The sequence below is a fragment of the Pedobacter kyungheensis genome, from assembly GCF_000812965.1.
GTDB lineage: Bacteria > Bacteroidota > Bacteroidia > Sphingobacteriales > Sphingobacteriaceae > Pedobacter > Pedobacter kyungheensis.
The window spans coordinates 1-21,163 of the sequence record NZ_JSYN01000035.1 but is presented as its reverse complement, the minus strand read 5'-3'; the positions used below and the strand labels follow the sequence as shown (position 1 = coordinate 21,163).

The 21,163-nt window shown below is 38.7% G+C and carries 15 protein-coding genes; 10 read left to right on the top strand and 5 right to left on the bottom strand.

Annotated elements, in window-relative coordinates; translation table 11 throughout:
- Nucleotides 1–9 precede the first annotated feature (9 nt).
- Both OC25_RS23230 and OC25_RS23225 read left to right on the top strand, forming a co-directional pair.
- The gene (locus OC25_RS23230) at nucleotides 10–3,207 is read left to right on the top strand and encodes an efflux RND transporter permease subunit (RefSeq protein WP_039481519.1); all 3,198 of its coding nucleotides are present in this window, start codon (nucleotides 10–12) and stop codon (nucleotides 3,205–3,207) included.
- Nucleotides 3,194–4,603, top strand: a complete 1,410-nt coding sequence (locus tag OC25_RS23225) for an efflux transporter outer membrane subunit (RefSeq protein ID WP_039481702.1) — start codon at nucleotides 3,194–3,196, stop codon at nucleotides 4,601–4,603. Before OC25_RS23230 ends, OC25_RS23225 begins: the two co-directional genes overlap by 14 nt.
- 931 nt (nucleotides 4,604–5,534) lie before the next feature.
- Here OC25_RS23225 and OC25_RS23220 read toward each other — a convergent pair.
- Together OC25_RS23220 and OC25_RS23215 are read right to left on the bottom strand one after the other, a co-directional pair.
- Nucleotides 5,535–6,731: a serine hydrolase domain-containing protein gene (locus tag OC25_RS23220; protein WP_082018699.1), complete on the bottom strand. Its 1,197-nt coding sequence runs from the start codon at nucleotides 6,729–6,731 to the stop codon at nucleotides 5,535–5,537.
- Between the two features lie 244 nt (nucleotides 6,732–6,975).
- Complete coding sequence (locus tag OC25_RS23215) at nucleotides 6,976–7,452, bottom strand: hypothetical protein (protein ID WP_039481517.1); 477 nt, start codon at nucleotides 7,450–7,452, stop codon at nucleotides 6,976–6,978.
- Between the two features lie 232 nt (nucleotides 7,453–7,684).
- On the opposite strand from OC25_RS23215, the gene OC25_RS23210 reads away from it, so the two are divergent.
- From OC25_RS23210 to OC25_RS23190, 5 genes are all read left to right on the top strand, one after another.
- Nucleotides 7,685–8,707, top strand: coding sequence for a sensor histidine kinase (locus OC25_RS23210; RefSeq protein WP_039481515.1), 1,023 nt, complete (start codon nucleotides 7,685–7,687; stop codon nucleotides 8,705–8,707).
- Between the two features lies 1 nt (nucleotide 8,708).
- Nucleotides 8,709–9,419 (top strand): LytR/AlgR family response regulator transcription factor, encoded by a 711-nt coding sequence (locus OC25_RS23205; RefSeq protein ID WP_039481512.1) that lies wholly within the window; start codon nucleotides 8,709–8,711, stop codon nucleotides 9,417–9,419.
- Nucleotides 9,420–10,105: 686 nt separating this feature from the next.
- Nucleotides 10,106–10,615, top strand: coding sequence for a hypothetical protein (locus OC25_RS23200; protein ID WP_039481508.1), 510 nt, complete (start codon nucleotides 10,106–10,108; stop codon nucleotides 10,613–10,615).
- 69 nt (nucleotides 10,616–10,684) lie between these two features.
- Nucleotides 10,685–11,509 carry a hypothetical protein gene (locus OC25_RS23195; protein WP_039481505.1) on the top strand — a complete coding sequence of 275 codons (825 nt, stop codon included), beginning with the start codon at nucleotides 10,685–10,687 and terminating at the stop codon, nucleotides 11,507–11,509.
- 185 nt (nucleotides 11,510–11,694) lie between these two features.
- The gene (locus OC25_RS23190) at nucleotides 11,695–12,204 is read left to right on the top strand and encodes a hypothetical protein (protein ID WP_039481502.1); all 510 of its coding nucleotides are present in this window, start codon (nucleotides 11,695–11,697) and stop codon (nucleotides 12,202–12,204) included.
- 665 nt (nucleotides 12,205–12,869) lie between these two features.
- On the opposite strand, the gene OC25_RS23185 is transcribed toward OC25_RS23190, so the two are convergent.
- The 3 genes from OC25_RS23185 to OC25_RS28035 all read right to left on the bottom strand — a co-directional run bounded on the left by OC25_RS23185 (nucleotide 12,870) and on the right by OC25_RS28035 (nucleotide 16,370).
- Nucleotides 12,870–13,400: a hypothetical protein gene (locus OC25_RS23185; RefSeq protein WP_039481498.1), complete on the bottom strand. Its 531-nt coding sequence runs from the start codon at nucleotides 13,398–13,400 to the stop codon at nucleotides 12,870–12,872.
- Entirely contained in the window at nucleotides 13,397–15,514 is a 2,118-nt protein-coding gene (locus OC25_RS23180) for a hypothetical protein (RefSeq protein ID WP_039481495.1), read from the bottom strand. The genes OC25_RS23185 and OC25_RS23180 overlap by 4 nt, the downstream gene beginning before the upstream one ends.
- A gap of 718 nt (nucleotides 15,515–16,232) precedes the next feature.
- The gene (locus tag OC25_RS28035; protein ID WP_156131567.1) at nucleotides 16,233–16,370 is read right to left on the bottom strand and encodes a recombinase family protein; all 138 of its coding nucleotides are present in this window, start codon (nucleotides 16,368–16,370) and stop codon (nucleotides 16,233–16,235) included.
- Between the two features lie 466 nt (nucleotides 16,371–16,836).
- Between OC25_RS28035 and OC25_RS23175 the strand changes: the two genes are divergently transcribed.
- The 3 genes from OC25_RS23175 (at nucleotide 16,837) to OC25_RS23165 (ending at nucleotide 20,782) form a co-directional block, all read left to right on the top strand.
- The gene (locus OC25_RS23175) at nucleotides 16,837–18,228 is read left to right on the top strand and encodes an ImmA/IrrE family metallo-endopeptidase (RefSeq protein ID WP_167335431.1); all 1,392 of its coding nucleotides are present in this window, start codon (nucleotides 16,837–16,839) and stop codon (nucleotides 18,226–18,228) included.
- A gap of 42 nt (nucleotides 18,229–18,270) precedes the next feature.
- Nucleotides 18,271–19,146, top strand: a complete 876-nt coding sequence (locus tag OC25_RS23170; RefSeq protein ID WP_039481489.1) for a hypothetical protein — start codon at nucleotides 18,271–18,273, stop codon at nucleotides 19,144–19,146.
- Nucleotides 19,147–20,092: 946 nt separating this feature from the next.
- Nucleotides 20,093–20,782, top strand: coding sequence for a hypothetical protein (locus tag OC25_RS23165; RefSeq protein ID WP_039481486.1), 690 nt, complete (start codon nucleotides 20,093–20,095; stop codon nucleotides 20,780–20,782).
- The last annotated feature ends 381 nt before the right edge of the window (nucleotides 20,783–21,163 follow it).

Below are 21,163 nucleotides of genomic sequence, written 5' to 3'. Positions count from 1 at the left end.
ATTAAAGTCATGTTTCAGAAATTTATAAACAGGCCGGTACTTTCAACTGTTATTTCCATTTTATTGGTAATAGTTGGTATACTGGGCCTAACAAAGTTACCCTTAGAGCGGTTTCCTAATATCGCGCCTCCATCGGTATTGGTAACTGCTGTGTATCCGGGGGCTAATGCCGAAACAATATTACGTTCGGTAACTCCATCATTGGAGGAAGCAATTAATGGTGTGGAAAACATGACCTACATGACTTCCTCTGCCAGTAACGATGGTACGCTGGCCATCACGGTTTACTTTCAGCAAGGTACCAACCCGGATCAGGCTGCCGTTAACGTGCAAAACCGGGTTTCGCAGGCTACGAGCCAGTTACCGGCCGAGGTAGTACAATATGGTATTACCACTACGAAACAGCAAAACAGCTTTATTGGTGCAATTGGGGTGTACTCCGAAGATCCTAAAAAATACGATGCGGTTTTCGTTAACAACTATGCACAAATTAATATCATCCCTGAAATTAAACGTATTCCGGGGGTAGGTTCTGCCAGTGTATTTGGCGGGATTAAAGATTATTCGATGCGGATCTGGTTAAACCCAAGTCAGCTGGCTACCTATAAGATTACCCCTAACGAAGTAATGCGTGCCATACAAGATAAAAACCTGGAAGCAGCACCGGGCCGTTTGGGCGAACGCAGTAACGAGGCTTTCGAATATGTAATTAAATATAAAGGTAAGCTTACCAAGCCAGAGGAGTACGAAAACATTGCGATCCGTTCTAATGCTGATGGTTCGATATTGCGCGTAAAAGATGTAGCCCGCGTGGAATTGGGTGCTTACAGTTACAGCAGTGTTAACCGTTTAAACGGTCGTGATGGGATTACGATTGGGGTAATTCAGTTATCGGGCTCGAATGCCAACGAAATCCAGATTGCGATTGATAAACTGATGGCCAAACTATCGAAAGATTTTCCTGCTGGAATTAAATTCAACCAGTTTTACCGTACCAAAACGGATTTGGACGAATCGATTAACCAGGTGGAACATACTTTGATCGAAGCCTTTTTACTGGTATTTATCGTAGTATTTATTTTCCTTCAGGATTTCAGATCGACCTTAATTCCGGCTATTGCAGTACCGGTGGCGATTATTGGTACCTTCTTTTTTATGCAACTGTTCGGTTTCTCGGTTAACCTGTTAACCTTGTTTGCCCTTGTACTGGCCATTGGTATTGTGGTAGATGATGCGATTGTGGTGGTAGAAGCGGTGCATGCCAAAATGGAAGAAAATCCCGGCATGAGCCCTAAGGTAGCCACTACCGAGGCCATGAACGAAATTACCGGGGCAATTATATCGATTACCCTCGTAATGGCGGCGGTATTTTTACCCGTAGGTTTTATGACCGGTTCTACAGGGATCTTTTACAAACAGTTTGCCTTAACCATGGCCATCGCCATCATTATCTCGGCGGTTAACGCTTTAACTTTAAGTCCGGCGCTGGCAGCCTTATTTTTAAAGAACAAACATGCTGAAGGCGATCACCATGCCCCTAAAAAAGGCTTTGTAGAGAAGTTTTATGCAGGCTTTAACGGTGGTTTTAATTACATGACCAACCGTTATATTGGCGGCTTAAAAGTGCTTATCCGCAATAAATGGATCAGCATGGCTGGTTTGGCTATCATTATTGCGCTTACGGTTTTACTGGTGAGCAGAACGAAAACCGGTTTTATCCCAACAGAGGATCAGGGCTTTGTGGCGATTGCGGTAGCCAGTCCTTCGGGAACTTCGTTAGCCAATACCAATAAAATATTGCAACAGGCCGAAAAAGAATTGCGTGCCATGCCATCGGCGAGGTTTGTAATGTCGCTGGCAGGTTATAACTTCTTAACTGCATCGAACAGTCCTTCGGCCGGACAGATTTTCTTATTGTTAAAACCGAATGAAGAAAGGGGTGCAGTAAAAAACATCGACGAAATCCAGAATATTGTAAGGGCTAAAATGGCCGCTATATCTGCGGGTACTTTCTTTGTATTCAGTTTCCCTACAGTACCGGGCTTCAGTAACGTGGAAGCGATGAATGTGATGTTGCAGGATAAAACGAACGGCCGGCTGGATAAATTTAGTGGTGTAGCCAATAACTTTATCGCCAAATTAATGGCTAAACCAGCCATTGCCTTTGCCTTTACTTCATACAAAGCAGATTATCCGCAGTTGCAACTGGATGTGAATAACGAAAAGGCCGATCAGCTGGGCGTAAGTGTGAAAGATATTTTGCAAACCATGCAAACTTATTTTGGTACGGCGCAGGCTTCAGATTTTAACCGCTTTGGTAAATACTACCGGGTAGTGGTGCAGGCTGATATTGCCGACAGGACCGACCCGGCGAGTATTGACCGGGTGTTTGTGAAAAACAAAGATGGCGAAAGCGTACCGGTGAGTACCCTGGTTAAATTAACCCGTGTATATGGTTCTGAAACGGCTTCGCGTTATAACCTGTTTAACTCTATCGAGGTAAATGCCATCCCTAAACCGGGTTTCAGCTCGGGTGATGCGATTAAAGCAATCGAAGAAACGGCTAAAGAACAATTGCCAACAGGTTATGCCTACGAATTCTCGGGCCAAACCCGCGAGGAAATTTCTTCGGGCGGACAATCGACCGTGATCTTCCTGCTTTGTCTGGTATTTGTGTACTTCCTGTTATCGGCACAGTATGAAAGTTATATCCTGCCATTGGCGGTAATCCTTTCTATCCCTACGGGCGTATTTGGTGTGTTTGTGGTATTGGGCTTAACCGGTATCGAAAACAACATTTATGTACAGGTAGCGCTGATTATGCTCATCGGTTTGCTGGCTAAGAACGCCATCCTGATTGTAGAGTTTGCGGTTCAGCGACGAAGGGCAGGGCTGAGCCTGTTCGATTCGGCGATAGAAGCGGCACGCTTAAGGATCAGGCCAATTATCATGACTTCACTGGCCTTTGTGTTTGGTTTGTTCCCGATGAGTATTGCAACGGGTCCGTCGGCACAGGGTAACCATTCTATCAGTATTGGTGCTGCCGGAGGGATGGTATCGGGTGTGGTATTAGGTTTATTTATCATTCCGGTACTCTTTGTCATCTTCCAGGCTTTACAGGAAAAAATATCTAAAAAAGAAAAAGCGGTTGTTCATCACCATGAAGAACCGGTAAATAATAATCATGCAGTTTATGAAACGGTTTAATCTATATACCATCCTGCTCCTTGCTTTGGTGTGGAGCGGATGTTCGGTTTCTAAAGACCTGGCCCTGCCTGAAGGTTTGGCGCCTAAAATGTTTAGAAATGCAGTGCCTCAGGACTCATCAAGCGTTGGCGATATGCCGCTGAAGAGTTTTATTAACGACCTTACGGTACAAAACCTGATTGATACGGCGCTGGCCAAAAATTACGACATGCAAATTGCATTGAAAAATATCGATGCGGCTGAAGTGTTGTTTACACAATCGAAACTGGGCAATATACCTGAGCTGAAGCTACAGGTTACGGCCAGTTCGAGTCGCCCGTCTGATAACAGTTTAAACGGATTGAGTTTAAACCAGTTTACAGGCTCTACGCATATTGAAGATTACAGTGCCAACCTGGGCTTATTCTGGGAAGCGGATATCTGGGGAAAAATCCGCAACCAAAAGGCAGGTGCTTTAGCCAGCTTTTTACAAACTGCCGAAGCACGCAAAGCGGTACAAACGCGTTTGGTGGCCAATGTGGCACAGGGTTATTATAACTTGCTGATGCTGGATGCACAACTGGAAATTGCCCGCAAAAACTTAAAGCTGAACGACAGCACACTGCGGATTATTAACCTGCAGTTTGATGCGGGTCAGGTAACTTCGCTGGCGATACAGCAGGCACAGGCACAACAGCTGGTTGCAGCACAACTGGTACCACGCCTGGAGCAGAATGTAGCCTTACAGGAAAATGCTTTAAGCGTACTGATTGGTACTTTGCCCAAAACGATTAACCGTGCCAGTCGCTTAGATAAAATGAGTATCCCTGCTAATTTAAATGCAGGTTTCCCTTCGGCGATGTTGAGCCGCAGGCCGGATATTAAAAGTGCCGAACTGGCACTGGATGTAGCGAATGCTAAAGTAGGGGTGGCGAAAGCGAGTTTGTACCCTTCGCTGGTGATTACGGCAAGTGGTGGGGTTAACTCTTTTAAAGCAAGTAACTGGTTCAACGTGCCGGCTTCGTTGTTCGGCCTGGTATCGGGCGGGATTACGCAACCTATTTTTCAACGCGGACAGCTGAAAGCAAATTTGGAACTGGCTAAGATAGACCGCGAGAAGTCGGTAATTCAGTTTCGTCAGTCGGTTTTAAATGCGGTGGGAGAAGTTTCTGATGAGCTTACTAAAGTAGAGAAACTGAAAGATCAGTACAGCATTGCCGAAAAAAGAGCACAAACGTTACAGGAGGCTTCGCGCAATGCCAGCTTGTTGTTTAAAAGCGGTATGGCCAACTATTTGGAGGTAATTACGGCACAAGGCAACCTGCTGCAAAGCGAACTGGAACTGGCAACGATTAAAGCGGAGCAGTTAAATGCGGTAGTGGGTTTGTATAGGTCGTTAGGGGGAGGATGGAATTAGTAATTCGTCATTGCGAGGAACGAAGCAATCTTAATGCTTTGGGTATTTGCACAGACAAATCTGTTTAACCAAAAAGCACAAAGAAACCTATAGGATTGTAATGATCTTATAGGTTTTTTGTTTTCCGCGATTCGTCATTGCGAAGCAGGGTTGTGCGAGCTGAAGCAATCTGTTTAGAAGAGTATTTCCAATCCCTTAGCAAATCCGTCATTCCCGCGCAGGCGGGAATCGTAATGCTTTCGCTATCTATGCCGTGTGCACGGGCTTTCTTCCGCTCGCCGCCGCGGGGGCTCTTACTTTTTCCTTGATGAAAAAGTAACAAAAAATCAAGGCTTGGATCTGATGTTGGATAAGCTAGTCGAAACTTTATTGGCAACAGCGGCTAGGAACGAAGAAAAATCGTTTTTGCCTCTGTTTTGGTTCCGTGGGGTATTGTGGGGCTGTGCATAAGTTTCAACAGCTTCTCCTGCCATCATCTCCTATGCCGGAGGGCAGGGTGCAGATCCGCCTCGCCGTCATGCTGAACTTGTTTCAGCACCTCTCTTTAGTTCGCACTTCTCAATAAGAGACCCTGAATCAAGTTCAGGGTGACGGATATATGAGTGGCGGAAGTTCAGGGTGACGGCGAGGAGTGATCCCTTAGCAGATCCGTCATTTCCGCGTAGGCGGGAATTCTTTATTCCGCATTGTCATGCTGAGCGCAGCGAAGTATCCCTCTATGGTTTAATGCAGTAAAGAAGAGACCCTGAAACACCCGTCCAACCAGCCGGGCGGAAGTTCAGGGTGACGGATATATGAGTGGCAGAAGTTCAGGGTGACGGCGAGGAGTGATCCCTTAGCAGATCCGTTCTATGCTTGTAGGCGTTAGTTCTATGCTTGCAGGCGTTAGTTTTATGCTTGCAGGTGTTAGTTTTATGCTTGTCGGGTCTATTCAATAGACTGTGTCACGGGTCTTTGCATATCTATAAAGCTCGTTGTAGATATTAAAATAGATACTTTCTTCTTTTTCACCTAATGAGGTATTAACGAATAATATAATACCAATTGCTTTAGTTAAGTCAGCGAGCATAAATGTTCTTACCCCAGGATCAGACCCATTATGTCCAATTCTGGTGCCACCCATTTTTGTTGCCCAAAAAATACCTGAGTTAAGGTTATCCGGATTTACATTTTCGGGTTTGTTTGCTTGAGTAAACTGAAAGCGAAGCATTTCAGCTACCGATTTCTTTTTTAAGATCCTTATTCCGTTATAGGCCCCTTCATTTAGTAAAGCAATAAAGAACCTGGAGAGTTCAGCTACCGAGGTACGCGTACCGCCATCTGGGTATGTAGTTGTACCGTATAATGGGATTTGATTGATGTGTTCGCCTTGCTTGCTGTATAATCTGGAATGGCTATTGGTATCGATTTCTGCCAAAAACCATCCGGTATTTTCCATCTTAAGTGGCTTAAAGATATACTTCCGGCTAAAAACATTTAATTTTTCCCCGGTTTTCAATTCCACTATATAACCAGCCAGAGCTGCGCCGGTATTGGCATAATCGCGATAGGTACCTGGTTTGTGATGCAGGAAATTTTCCTGTGAATAGTATTTTCCACCTGGCACAAAATAGGCTTTTAGGAACTCGCTCAATGGTTCAGGAGCATCCTTACCATAGAAATACGTGCTATCCGTATAAAATGGATAACGGTCTGCAAGGCTGGATGTATGCGTGGCCAGCATTCTTAAGGTAATTTTATCATGCGGAAAATAGGGGTTTACAATCTTGAAAGATAAATAAGCATTAATATCTGTATCGAGATCTAATTTTCCCTGTTCTACGGCCTTCATTAAACAAGCGCCTGTAATTACTTTACTTATTGATGCAATATTCATGATGGTTTGGGGCGTAAACGGAATTTTACTTAGCCGATTGGCGTATCCGTAACCTTTCTGCCATACTAATTTCTTATTTATTATAATGGCAGCGCCAATACCAACCATTCCGGTATTTGCCATTTTGTTTTCAATAATACTATCGATATTAAATGCGGCATTGGCTGCAAGTTGAGCTGATAAATTATGATAGTTTATCAGTATTATACAGGTTGTAATAAACTTCAGTAATAATTTCCTTGTGCAGTTCATAGGTTTAACTCGCTCAAAACCGGTCAAATAATTTTTCTTTGTGCAGTACATCTAAGCTTAGGCTTTGTCATCTGCCCTCATCCATAAGGTTTCTAGAGATTGTTTTACAATACCGGTAGTTGTTAACCGCCACTTTTAACCCTGTTTTGCGCATCAAACAGGGCTAATAATCTTCTGGTGTCACCAAATTGCCGCTACGGAAATATTAATTTCCGTAGCGTAGTTTTGATACAGGAAGTTGGCACTATTCTGTATAGCGGAGGGGCTTTGTAAAGGTCTTGGCCGAAGTAATATCTACAGTTGCCTCATCTTTTGTAACATCATTTATTTCGGTCTTGTAGTATATTTTGTAAGTAGAGCTGTTATTTGATGTGGCATTAATATTAAGCGAAACGTTATTGGCGGGCTGCTGTAATTCGAAAGTGTAAGTTTTGGCTGCAGTGCCAGGAAAATCACCAGATTCAAGCATTACTACTGCATCATTCATTACAGTACCGTTCACTTTCCAGGTACTGGTGCTACCGCTGGTATTTGCGCCGCCCACCATGATACTGAGGTTTTTAGCGGTGCCACCGGTTACGGTTACGGTAAATTTCGCTTTTTTTACCTTGTCGCCAATATTCCCTCCATCAACGTTATCATCTTTTTTACTACAGGAAGTTAATGTAAAAAGAATGGCGAGGATTATTCCAATGTTCAATTTTGTTTGAATAAGTTTCATAGCAAGAAAAATTTAAATAATTAAAAAATGTTTACTCATTTTAAAGCCAGCCAATTGTGGCTTTATATCACAAATGTGTATGGATAAACTTTTTTTAAAAAAACTATTCAACCCCTTGTGTTACATTTTCAATAACTTATTTATAATATTAAACAAACCTATCTGTTGAATAAACAATGTAATTCATTGAAATTGATTGATATGGCGTGATGGAACCGGTATATTTGAAAGCATGATAAAGTTTTTAAAGTGGGATATTGCTTCCCGACAACTTCATTGGATTGTTTGGATAGTTATTACGATTCTTACTCTTGTCTCTTACTTGCAGACTAATAATTTTTTATGGACGGTAATAGCAACTATTGTTAATGTTTCAGCTATCATTATTATTGTTTACACAAATGTGTACGGATTAATGCCCTTATTCTATGAGAAGAATAAAAAAGTAACGTATGTTTTTTTTGCACTAGTTTTATTGTTTGTTATTTGTATTGCACGTGTTGAGTTCAGAATTTATTCATTTGCCGTTTTTTATCCTAATGAGCCTGATACTATTCCTCGTTTGCAGTTGTATGCAACAACTGCGGTTTCCTGTATAATAAATTTTATTTTTAGTATCTTCTTTCGCTTTGCTTTAAATTATTTTAAAGTGCGAAAGGAACAGAAATTATTGAAAGAGTATACTACAAAGGTTGAACTTGATTTGCTGAAAGCGCAAGTTCAACCTCATTTCCTGTTCAATACACTTAATAACATTTACTATGTGGCACAAAAGCAATCGCCAGAAACTGCGGTATTATTAGAGAAATTATCCAATATTATGCGCTATTTTGTAGATGAAGCACCTAAAAATGAAGTGTTGCTGTCTATAGAAATTCAGTTTATCAGCGACTATATCGATCTGGAGAAAATGCGGATACGACACCCGCTGAAGTTAGACTTCCGGATAGAAGGCGATATCAAGCTGGTGAAAGTTTCTCCGATGTTAATCATGCCTTTGGTAGAAAATGTATTTAAGCATGGTATCGATAAGCGTAACCCCAGCAATTTACTTGTTTTACATATAGTCCGGCATACTGAATATTTGTCTGTAAATGTGCGTAACCAGATTGTTTCAGCAAAAAAACAAAAACAGGCTGGGGGAGGTTTGCAAAACCTGCGGAACAGATTACAGTTATTGTATGCTGACCGATTTGATCTGGCTATTACAGAAAAAGATAATTGTTTTACCGCTAATTTAAATATACCCTGTTAAAATGATAAGTTGTCTTGTTGTTGATGATGAACCCAATGCGGTTAAATTGATGGAAGATCACATCAGTAAAATACCTTTTTTGCAGTTAAAGCAGAAGTGTTTTGATGCTTTTGAAGTAATGGAATACCTGCGTAAAGAAACTGTAGATCTGATTTTTATGGATATTGAGATGCCTGAAATGTCGGGGATGGAGCTGGCTACGGTATTACCTAAAAACCAGCCTATTATTTATACTACAGCATATTCTGCTTATGCGCTGGAAGGATACGAATTTAACGGACTTGATTATTTACTGAAACCGATTACGTTTAAGCGTTTCGCCCAGGCAGCCACGAAAGTGCAGGATTATTTTGCCTTGCTAAAACAGCCTGTAGATTTTAATACTCATGATGTTTTAGCTGATTGTATGTTTGTTAAGTCTGGCAAACAGGTTGTGAAAATTAATTACGAATCAATATTGTATTTTGAGGCCAATAAAGAATATGTAAATATTGTTGCTGCAGAAGGCCATTCTTTAGTGTATAAGCGCATGAAACAGCTCGAAATGCAATTACCGGTTAATTTTATGCGCATACACAATTCGTATATTGTGAATATAAACTTTATGCAAAAGATTATTGATAATCATGTTTTAATTGGCGACACCAAATTACCGGTAAGTGCAGGCTATAGAGATAAATTGTTAAGTTTTATTGATAAAAAAATGATGTGATGGGCATTTGGAAGTAAAAAACAAAAGCGCAGATTACTGCGCTTTTTTTGTTGCCTTAGCTGTGATCCCGCTGGGGTTAAGAATGTCGTCAGTTTGTTATGGAACATAACTATCTATGTAATATATTGACCTTTTCATAAAGGATTTTAATCTATATAAGTAATTAGCAATGGCAGTAGTATGAAAAATATTTTTAAATGTATATATTTGCGCCACTCTTGCCTATTCATTATATATGGATATCCCGTAGGCAATTAAACCGGTTTATTGAAGGTGTAATTGTTTATGTATTTTAATTCAGTAAAATTATTAGGGATATCCACTGGTCTGTATTGTGCAGCCTTACTGTTATTATGTTTTTCATGTTCATTTTGGTTCAACAGCGATACAAATATTCAGAACCGCCAACTACATAGCCCTTATTTTAATTTTACCTGTTTCCTTATAGGGGCCATAATGTATTCTTTAATAATACCCTTCCGCAGAAGTATATTCATTAATACTTTGGATGTAGCTGTATTGCTTTGTTTGTTGTATATGCTTATCCGGCCACTATATATTATAGGCCTAAATAGTTATCACGCGGGCACTTCTATGTGTTCTGCGCCAAATAAATCAAGGATCGAATCCAATGTACTCAAAGAAACCCAACATTCACCAGGATCAACCACTAAAAAAGATTGCTAATGAGATTATTAATTATATTCCTGTTCTTATCCTTTGTAGGATTACAGGTCAACGCACAAACAGATAATGCTGAGCTTTATAAGATTCACAAGCTATTGCAGCAAAACTTATCAACAGAAGGAAAATATGCCGTTTACGGTGCCACCAAAAAAAATGTGATGATAAACTTTGACTTTAAAGATCCGGATGGTATTGATACCTCTTCATCAAATATCTGGAAAAGGGCTGAGTGGAAAAACTTCCTAAACAGTGTGGATACCTCAGTGGTTGCTAACTATTCACTATCCACAGCTGGTAAACCATGGTTTAAAATCAAAGCAAAAGCAAAAAAAACAATGGTCTTTGCACCGGTTATTATAAGCAACGATGGTAATTTAGCGATTTCAATATTGAAAATAATCAATACGCTTGGAAGAGCCTCATCCAGTATGGTTTATTTTTTACAAAAGGAAAATGGTAAATGGAAGGTCAAACAGGATAGATTGATTTCAATTACCGATTTCTCATAAAAACAGTTTTGTTGAACGACATGTATTTTAAAGTCCAATCCTATTATACTATTTGTTCTTATAAAAAAAATGGAAATTGAGCAAACTTTCATGTCCACAATAAATAGGTTAATTGCCGCTATAGCTATAATTTTAGCTAGCGGCTATAGTTCATTTGCACAGAGTTCAACAGTCTTTGGTGAAAAATTTGAAGTTAAGGCCGGGTTTAATCGAAAGGATTCTGTTCTGGTGATCAATTATAAGAATACCCTCCCGTTTGCACAACTGGTATGGGTGAATGATTTTAGTATTGCAGCTATTTTTAACCAGTCAGATATTTCGGGAACTTTCCTGGCTTCGCCCATAACACAAGAAATCTATCTTGTGAATAGAAAAATGCTGTTAAGAAAAAACTCTAGTTCTTTTTTCTTAAGAAATGACAGCAGCGAACTTAATTTATATAATTACAAAATAGTGGATCCGAATGACGCGATAGAAGTCCGTTTAAAGATAAGCAATGATAGCTTGTATAACCTTGTACTTAAAAAGGAACTGCTTCTAATGGGGGTGTTTAGTTTTATCGATTTGTCAAGTATGGAACTTCTGGCAGGTAGTTACGAAAAACGTAGCAAACAGATTGCCTCTCAGTTTGAAAACTATATTCAAAAGCCAAATATCAGTAACATTAATAAAACAATTAATTTAAAAGATATTAGCTGGCAGTTCAATAGGAAAGAACAAAGGATGACTGGCAACGGTCACATTTTGGGTATTCAGCAGCAAGGACAATTATCAGTCGCGAAGATGATCTACCGGATTGAGAGCAGCAAAAGTGCGCTCACCTTGTTTACGTTTGAAAATCTATATAGGTTTTCAAACAAACAGATATTTAACATAGAAATAGCGCTAAGATAAATATTAACCTAGCCTGTGCTTACCTGCGAAGGCCTCTTGAGTTTATTATACTGTACGGATCTGGCCTGGGGTGGGCTGATGGAGACTAAAGCCTACCGTTTTGCGCCAAATAAATCAAGGATCGAATCCAATGTACTTAAAGAAACCCAACATTCACCAGGATCAACAATTAAAAAAGATTGCTAATGAGATTATTAATTATATTCCTGTTCTTATCCTTTGTAGGATTACAGGTCAACGCACAAACAGATAATGCTGAGCTTTATAAGATTCACAAGCTATTACAGCAAAACTTATCAACAGAAGGGAAATACGCCGTCTATGGTACCACCAAAAAAAATATAATAAGGCACTTTGATTTTAAAGATCCGGATGGTATTGATACATCGGCATCAAATATTTGGAAAAGGGCTGAATGGAAAACCTTTTTAAATAGCGTTGATACCTCAGTGGTTCCTAACTATTCACTATCCACAGCTGGTAAGCCCTGGTTTAAAATCAAAGGAAAAGTAAAAAAAACAATGGTCTTTGCACCGGTTATTATAAGTGCCGATGGTAATTTAGCGATTTCAATATTGGAATTAGGCTATTCACCTCGAGGGGGCTCATCCAGTATGGTTTATTTTTTACAAAAGGAAAATGGTAAATGGAAGATTAAACAGGATAGATTGATTTCAATAAGTGACGGCTCCTGAATCTTACTCAATACAAATAAAATCAGATCATAGGAATTACATAAAAGGGCGGACTTGAGTGCCGCTCTTTTGTTTTTATTCAGCCTACCCTTAATCGTCCTCGTTTGTCACAAAATGATTCCTTTGGAATAACGAGGATGGCAGAGATCAGCGATTTTATCGCCATTTTAAGTTTATATTTTTTGCTATTACAATGCATTTGAAATTCATGCTGCCGTGAATGGTGCCAAAACTTTTTAAACACAAAAAAGCCCCACATTTCTGTGAGGCTTTCTGTGATCCCGCTGTGATTCGAACCTAGTCCAAATATCAGCGTATAAATAGTATTTAGAGGTGTTTTTAAAATCTACTCACCGAATAATTTACCATTTTTTCAATACGTTTTAGCTACAAATGCTTTAATTAAAAATACGTAAAAAAGTTCCATTAACATAACTTGCAACAAATAAAAACTAGCCAATTTTTTTGAAGATAACTACAGCATGCCTATTGACCGTTCTTTTTTATGTCTCAATCTGTAGCACCTTTCAGCAATGTTACGGATAAATAGATGTTTTAGATCCATTGGTTAATTATTCGACAATTATTTAACTAGCAGGAGAAAAAAAATCTATTTCCAACTTTATTTTTCCCATTTTGCCAAGAATATTATGATCTGCCTTCTTTCAATTTTCAATTTCATCGTCAAAAGAAAGGTCATCCATCAAGTTAACGAACTTTATGTGAGGTAAGCTTTTTTTCAAAAATGCAATTTTGTCATCAGGTAGAACTACATTAACCAAATCAATTTCTTTTAAATACTTACACTTTTTTAATTTACCCACAATAGACTCCATATTAGAATCAGGACAGAATGGAATGGCCAGGGTTTCCAGTTTGCACTTTGTAATGTTATTCGGCAAATCTAAGACATACAGACACTGCAATCTCAGGTGTTTTAAATTTTTAAACTGGTAAATTTTTTCTGTTAATTTATAATAATATGGATTAATCGGCATCACATCCCCTGGCGGGTAAATAGTCTGCCCTGGGTTAAGCAAGGTTAAAACTTCTAATTGGCCGTATTTTTTCACATACTCTGAAAAATTAGTGTCAAAATCGGTTACCACAATTCCGAGATTTTTATCTATTGATTGGCTCATGCTGCTGTAATAATTAGAAAAAAGTAAACATACGGCTAAAATAACTATTTTCATTCTGATAAATTTTTAATCCTGCCAGCTAAAGCAAAATATGAAGATCTTGCGTCAGCATACAAACTTTTCTCCAACCTTAAATACACTTTTTGCTCACCATTGTCATTTTTTCTTGAGAACATAGTTGCCAGCCGATTTAATAATTGTGGCCCATATGTGGAGTTTTTCAATTTAAGAAAAGAGTCAGTATCAAACACTAAGACCGATGCGCTGATACCTGAACTATTGGCCCTATGTTCTGCCTGTTTTATTCCTTCTGAAAAACTAGCCCATAGATAAGCGGGGTCATTATAAGGACTGATGGTTTTTATCTCATAAGAGATTCTTGCCATTTTCTGACCAAATACTTCCGGTCCATCCGGCTCTTCCATTTTTGTGATTACTTCATTTCCATTAAGATCTGAATTCACCACATTTAATCCCCATCCAATTCCTGTACTGGTTTTGAAAAGCACGCCCCACTGTAAACCATCCAAATGTGTAGTTCCTGCCATGAAACCAACTCTATATTGGAAACCTGGTGAGGTTGGCCAGGATGTAATTCTGCTTGCTGCCAATCCTTCTCCAATGGCACCAATCGATTTTCCCCAACCATCACTACCTGCTAGGCCTTTCACTTGTTTATGAAAATGCCTTATGCTGGTATTGTTTGAATTAGAAAATGCTAAATATATCCACGGATTATATGCTGTAATTGCGGCAGAAACCGGATGGTTAGAGGGGTAGTCTGGAAGTGCGGGACTATTCCCATAAACATTAACTCCATTTGAACTGAAAGCAAAATTTGTTTCAATATTATCAAAACTAAAGTTTGTAAAAGTTGATTCTGCATCGGCGTCTGGTTGATTTTCATAAACGCCATTAAGTAGGGAAGTAACGTATTCGCTGTAACCATTATTTATACTATACGCAATAGCCCACTTTGTAAATTCTTTAACCTCTTTAGCTTCTGAAAAAGTTGTATTTAGCAGTTCGCTTGCTATTGTCGGGTTCGCATACAAATAGGCTATTTCGTTATCCGATAAGTGCAACTGGGCATCTGGATCATTGTTAAACCACTCAACCAGCAAATCAGCAGATGATTTAGGTTCGATCGGCTCATCGCTAGGCAGAGGTGGTTCTTCTGTAGGGATCTCAAGTTCCGAACAGGGTAGTATATACTCGGTTCCGGGTGGCGGCGGCACAGTTGGAACTGTGTAATTTGGGTCGGGATTACAGTTTAATGGAGTGTAATCATTTGGGTTGGGTGAACCTCCACCTTGATTACCTGGACCACCAGGTGTGCCTCCAGAACCGCCTGGGGTAGGCTCGATCGGTTCGTCGGGTATCTCGCAATCATAGGTCGTTTCTACCTCAACGGTTCTGTAATATGAATGCGTTGGTTTTACACTGCAATCGCATTGTCCTATTTGTTCATAGGTATGCCCCATGCATGGGCACCGTGTCGGTATTGTTTTTATGGTGACGGTTGTAGTAACCAGACAAACCTGCTCTGAACTTATTGTCTTGCCCTTTAAAGAAGCTAATACATTTTTCTTTAGCTTATTGGTTGTTACTAGTATTCCATCATTGAAGGTATATATGCGCTTTATTTTCCCATCCCAGTCTTTTACCAATATTTTTCCATCATAATTTCTGGAAAATTTAGCATCAACCCATTTTTCGGTAGGCTTCAGCTCCACCCACTCAGTGATTATTTTATTGTCTGCATCCTTATGCATCATAAGGTAATTCAGAAAGCCATATTTGACCATCTTTTTATTCGAGATGTGGACGTACACCCCCTCCCTATGCAAGGGAGCCAGAACCGCATTTGTACCTATACTTAAATCCCTGAACTTTGAGGCATCCCACATGGGAAGTTTGTCATCGGAGGTATCGGTACCATCATTCCTTTCTGATTTTATCGGACCTGTTGAGGAGAGTTTAACCCCGGGCTTGAACTTTAGGATGTTTTGTTCAAAGTACTGTTTGGCTTCCTCAACCGATATAGTTTTATTGAGAAGGTTTGAGCTAGGCATCAAAGAGTCTTTCCTGCATGCCTGCACCATAAATAAAAAGGTTAGGATCAGGCAAGCTATTGCCTTGCCATTCTTAAGCGTTAATTTTTTCATTGTTAATTTAAATCTAAATATGAGAGTATAGTGCCACAAACATATCGCAACAGAATTGTTACGCAAAGGGTAGGATCTGAATTTTACACCAAATAAGACTGAGAAACTCATTACAAGTATAAAAGGGTGTTTTTTTGTGAAAATTTTACACAAACGGGATTATTGGAAACTTGACTACCAGCGTACGAACCGATAAAGAATGTAAGGATCATCAATCATCATAAAACCGTTATCTTAGTCAAACCAAATGCATATGTACTTTACCCCAATCGTCCTGGTTTGTCACAAAGTGATTCCTTTGGAATAACGAGGGTGGCAGAGATCAGCGATTTTATCGCCATTTTAAGTTTATATTTTTTGCTATTGCAATGTATTTGAAATTCATGCTGGCGTGAATGCTGCCAAACTTTTTAAACACAAAAAAGCCCCACATTTCTGTGAGGCTTTCTGTGATCCCGCTGGGATTTGCACCTAGTGCTAAAATCAGCGTTTAAATAGTATAATTGCGGTTTTAGATTTTGACTCACCTAATCGCTCACCAATTATTTCGTTACGTTTTAGCTGCAATTGCTATAGTGTAAATATAATCATTCTCTTTTAAAATTAGAAGGAATTTAAATTACTAATCACTGTGTGGTTCGACTCCAGCACTTACTTAAGGAAACAATTCTAACGGGTTGTTTCCTTTTTTTATGGCAATAAATATCTGTTAGCCAGCCTACCAGTAGATCCCCATTACGTCAATGCCATTGAATTCGCAATATTTTAATAGATGGTCCTCTTGTTCTGGAAGAAAATATCCTTTTCTTTTTTGTTCGTCTGTACTTACGCGGACATATAAATAAGTATTTTTCATTGTGGTATTTCACTTATTATCTGTTAACAAATAAGATTTATTATAATATCTATCGATATTTTATATGAAAAATATTCTGAAAATCTAACGCCAGAATCGCTCTTTGTTTGGAGGGTGAAAGTTGTTTATTTGAATGAAAAAGTATTGTTTTGTATGAAAGATTAACTTTTTCGATAGCTAGATTATAATTAAAACATTCTGCTATTGGCTCAGTGGCTCACGCAATACTGTGCTCTAGTTAAACCTGAGTTTAGGATTTAGGTGCCAAAAATGTTAATAGTAGAAATTAGCCAAACAGCCGATAAATTGTAAAGAGTAAATAAATGGATTTGTAATTGACAAATGCTAACTTTTAGCAAAAAATCCTTTGCTAATATATTTACTATTTTAATGTTGATAAATAAAGTGCTATGTGTCAGTTAATTGATTTTTACAAATGGCTATATTTACGAAAATTATTAGCATTATGAACACTGTAAGAAAAGGGGATCTTTTTGAGGGTAAAGCATATCAGATTATGGATACCGCCGTGAAAGAAGGCCGTCTTGGTTTAAATCCGGAATTTTGCCATCTCGAACAAAAGGCACCCTTCTATTCTAATGACAGAGAAGGTAACATTATATTCGATATAAGTCTCAAAGTTATTCCCCCTGGCGCAAATCAGTGCCATCTTCTATATCTGATAGAATGTAAGGACTATAGTGGCCCTATTCCGGTTAGCGACGTAGAGGAGTTTATCGCTAAAATCCAACAAGTTGCTGGCCTCTATGTAAAAGGAGTGCTGATCACCACCACCGATTTACAGGAAGGCGGATATAATCTGTTAAAAAATAAGAACATGATGTGGATCAAGGTTGATGCTGATAGCCATGATATCCGCTTATTCAACAAGAAGCGCAAAAGTGCAGAGCAATCAGATCTACCAGTAGTATCCCTGAATGAAGAGCTTCGGAAATTACGAGAGATCAAAACCCTCTTTGTGAATGAAGAAATTGATATCACTTCAAACGATTGGGATTTGATCATCGAACAGTTTTTAAGTAGAGAACTTAATGCCAAGGTAAACTGGGAACAACCAGGGGATAAAACAGAGGGGTTGGAATACCTTTCAAAAACTATCATAAAAGGAATTAGCGAGAAAATCCTTACCGATTTTAATCCAAATGTCGTTTCCAGAGGTAATCCTTTGCCCTTAGATGATTTTATGGACTACATCACAAGAGTACATGGCTTGCGCTTCTTTGTAGATGTACCATTTGAGAGAAACAAATCCCACCTCAACGGATTTTATCAAAGAAAAGACAAAACCATACACATTAACCCGGAATTGCTGGGTACTGGGCAATTTGCTTTTGTATGCATGCATGAAATATCTCATTTCTTGTTACATGAAGATCTTAAAATCACACAAACTGATTATGATCAGCACGAAGATTCCAAATATGATCGGGCAACACAGAAACATAAATTAGAAAAAGAGAAACACTGGATAGAATGGCAGGCTAATTATCTGGCAGCCTGTTTATTAATACCAAAGTATTCTTTGATGTTTCAACTGGTAAAATGGCAGATTGGTGAGGGAATACGCAATTATGGATCAATTTGGGTTGATAACCAACCTTGTAATATTAGGGACTATAAAGTAGTGATTACTCAACTGGCTTATATATTCCAGGTTAGCAGAAGTATCCTTGAAATCAGGATGCGGGATTTGGAAATGATTAAATATCAGAAAAAACGTAGTTATAATTCCTTTAGTCTTTTTGGAGAAAGCCGGAAGACCAGATTTGTTGGCAATATCATGAAATCCTGGATGGATAAATACCTGTCCGATGCTGAAGAATGGGATGGTCAATAAAGTAATGACGTTTTTTCGTAATACTTTATAAACTTACTGCAAATGTTATTATCCGGAATAAATTATATCTCAAACCACGGGACCTCTCAGGGCATTTTAACCCGCTTTTTTTTGCATTTCGAAAAAATGGCCGAAATGGGGTTCATGGGAAAGCGATGGCCTGCAGCGAAAAGCCGGTATGAACTGTATGAGAAAAAGAATAAGGAAGACTTTACCAATTTCTACGATACTTACCATGAAGTGATGAAACTGCGTGAGGAATATCTGCAAGGGGTTAACAACGGCACCTACTTTTCTATAAACCTAGATGGCAGTACAAGTTCTGATAGGACCCCAGAGATTTTGATACGTAAACGTATCAAAGAATTTTTCATTTCCGGTAGGCAGTTATTGAACAATTTTGGGAAATCCGGTCTCCTTGAAGACGGTGATTTTAAGGTAAGCTCTTTTTTACTCTACAAAGAATCTGAAGTCGAAAAATATATTAAAACATTCTCAGAAAATTTCAGGTATAAACAAGGCTACCTGAAAATCATAGATATTGCCAAAAAAGCCCAGGTTGATTTTAAAAAAGATTTTATGCAGCTAAGGGCTGATATCGAGCATGACTATGATACTGAAATTCCGAGATTCAAAATAAGTGCATATAATGGGGAGGCAGTGGTTGAAGAACCAACATATAACGGCACCAATTTTTTCAAACTTATCGATAAGTATTATCATGGCACATTGAACCTCATTGAAGATATGTCAGCTTATTTCTATGGGGTAAATGCCTGCGCTAATACAGATGGCAAAATAACCTTGTTTTTCCGAAAGGATGAAGTTGATCCACCCAGACTCCGATTTAGATATGCCCTCACGTTAGATGTCGGTGATCCTAGCCTACAAAGGTTGATCAACCCAAGACGGGCGTAATTACCCTAAAAATCTCCAACATTTATTAATAGTTAGATTATTTAAACAACTCTTGGCATTACTCCAGAATCGCCCGGGGGTTATTCCGTATGGGAAGAACTTAACCTGCTTTCAAAGTGCATATTTCAGCGAAAAAGGTTCAATCCTTTTCGGTCCAAACTGTACATGAATTTGCATGCCAGGCGGTTGTCTAACATGTTCCTTTCCCTCTGAACAAAAACCGGCGTCGACCTCCAATTTATTTCTCCCTCGAAGCAACCATATCCATTTAATTCAGGTACACATCCAACCCATCTTTTTCAGATGAACAATGGATCTTTGATGGAAAATCATATCGAAATATCACCTTAAAGATGCACCACAGCATCTAAATCCCACTAGATAGACAAAAATCGCATCAAGTGGTATTTTAATAGCTGAGCCTTGTAATTGGCCTGAACTTAAAAAAATAAATGGAATTACTGAGTGAAGAAATCCCGATTAAAAGATAAGCGCGACCAGTTTGCAGCGACACAGTATGTCTGTATAAAGGCGAAACGTGCGTACGCTTTTGCCAAAATACCCATTTCGTTCCTATACAATATTTTATAGCTAATATATGATATTATAAGATTTTGATGGTGGATACGCCATCGATAATCTTTTTCTGATTTCTAGTTTAATATATGTATGGTTATGCCAATTTTGGATTTTCTTAAAAAAAGCAGACAATCAAATTCTTGACCAATTTGGCTCTAAATGGGCTAACCAGTTTCGCTTAAACAAACACTATATATGAACGTTCTTTGACCGATAAAATAATCCAACTTGAATTTAAAGATTATTTTCGATAAGCATCAAGACTATACTGACAACAACCAAATACTTAGTTATCTTTCTAGTAAAAACGGGATTGATAGAAATACAATAAAAAACCTTAAATTGCTGATTATTAAAGCTCTTTATTATGCAAAAAATCACAATTAAGGAACTCATAGAGTATAATCGTAAAATCTCTGATAAGGCAAAAGCCAATTTCGCTTATAAACTAAAAACACGTACAGCCAAAGAAAAAAAGGAAGAGGATAATCAGGAAGGAGGCGGTGATTATTGGGTCACCAGCACGAGTTGTATCTATAATGTTATTAAACATAATAGTGATGAATTTTATGAAGATAAAATCAATGAACTCTTGGCTAAAGTCGAAGCTACAGAAATCAAAAAAACAAAATCGATGCACCGTCGCAACATCGAAATCCTTACCAACTTCAAGGAATTCAACCACCAGGAAATCCGACCAGAGGAGATAACCAAATTCGAAAGTGTGCAGAAAGTTCACAAGATATATTCAATCGACAATATACCGCTTTACCTCAATCCAAACTTGGTCTTTAGCTTTGAAGAAAATGGAAAGAAAAATGTTGGGGCCATATGGCTCATTGCTAAATTAGGAGGCTTTACAAAACCGGAGCTGGGTATGTTCTGCGAAGTGTTATACTGGTTCCTAATGAAGAATTATTCGGAAGAGCATCAGGTTTCAGAAAAATTTTGCACAGCAGTAGATACCTTCCGTGCACAAAGTATAAATTATGCGGAGATGCTTCAGAGTAAAGCTCCATTTCTAATTCAAAAAACGATTGATGAACTTAAAACTTAATCAATGAATAAACTAGGATAGCGTATCGGGGACTACCGTTTAGCTTACAATTTAAACAGCATCTTGAAAACCAGATTGATGGCTATTTTGAAGCGAAATAAGTAAATCGCTTCTGCTGAAATATAAACTCTTGAGTTTTCATGGAGATAAAAGATAAATAGCTTCTGCTTGATTACTAAGAATCATTTCATTGTGAACAATGCTGACAGAGTGGGCATTTCGGCAAAAATGGCCAGCCGTTCCGCATTTAAACTGTCACCCCATTTCGCTTTAAAGTGACCACCTGTTTCGGGGCAAACTGGCCGTTCTGATCTTTCGATCAGCTTTTTTCGCAACTAGCTTTCGGGAATAATTTTTCAATTTCTGCATAAAATAAAGGCT

Coding starts and splice junctions, on each gene's coding strand:
- OC25_RS23230 (WP_039481519.1), top strand. CDS start 10: ATGTTTCAGAAATTTATAAACAGGCCGGTACTTTCAACTGTTATTTCC.
- OC25_RS23225 (WP_039481702.1), top strand. CDS start 3,194: ATGAAACGGTTTAATCTATATACCATCCTGCTCCTTGCTTTGGTGTGG.
- OC25_RS23220 (WP_082018699.1), bottom strand. CDS start 6,731: ATGAACTGCACAAGGAAATTATTACTGAAGTTTATTACAACCTGTATA.
- OC25_RS23215 (WP_039481517.1), bottom strand. CDS start 7,452: ATGAAACTTATTCAAACAAAATTGAACATTGGAATAATCCTCGCCATT.
- OC25_RS23210 (WP_039481515.1), top strand. CDS start 7,685: ATGATAAAGTTTTTAAAGTGGGATATTGCTTCCCGACAACTTCATTGG.
- OC25_RS23205 (WP_039481512.1), top strand. CDS start 8,709: ATGATAAGTTGTCTTGTTGTTGATGATGAACCCAATGCGGTTAAATTG.
- OC25_RS23200 (WP_039481508.1), top strand. CDS start 10,106: ATGAGATTATTAATTATATTCCTGTTCTTATCCTTTGTAGGATTACAG.
- OC25_RS23195 (WP_039481505.1), top strand. CDS start 10,685: ATGGAAATTGAGCAAACTTTCATGTCCACAATAAATAGGTTAATTGCC.
- OC25_RS23190 (WP_039481502.1), top strand. CDS start 11,695: ATGAGATTATTAATTATATTCCTGTTCTTATCCTTTGTAGGATTACAG.
- OC25_RS23185 (WP_039481498.1), bottom strand. CDS start 13,400: ATGAAAATAGTTATTTTAGCCGTATGTTTACTTTTTTCTAATTATTAC.
- OC25_RS23180 (WP_039481495.1), bottom strand. CDS start 15,514: ATGAAAAAATTAACGCTTAAGAATGGCAAGGCAATAGCTTGCCTGATC.
- OC25_RS28035 (WP_156131567.1), bottom strand. CDS start 16,370: ATGAAAAATACTTATTTATATGTCCGCGTAAGTACAGACGAACAAAAA.
- OC25_RS23175 (WP_167335431.1), top strand. CDS start 16,837: ATGAACACTGTAAGAAAAGGGGATCTTTTTGAGGGTAAAGCATATCAG.
- OC25_RS23170 (WP_039481489.1), top strand. CDS start 18,271: ATGTTATTATCCGGAATAAATTATATCTCAAACCACGGGACCTCTCAG.
- OC25_RS23165 (WP_039481486.1), top strand. CDS start 20,093: ATGCAAAAAATCACAATTAAGGAACTCATAGAGTATAATCGTAAAATC.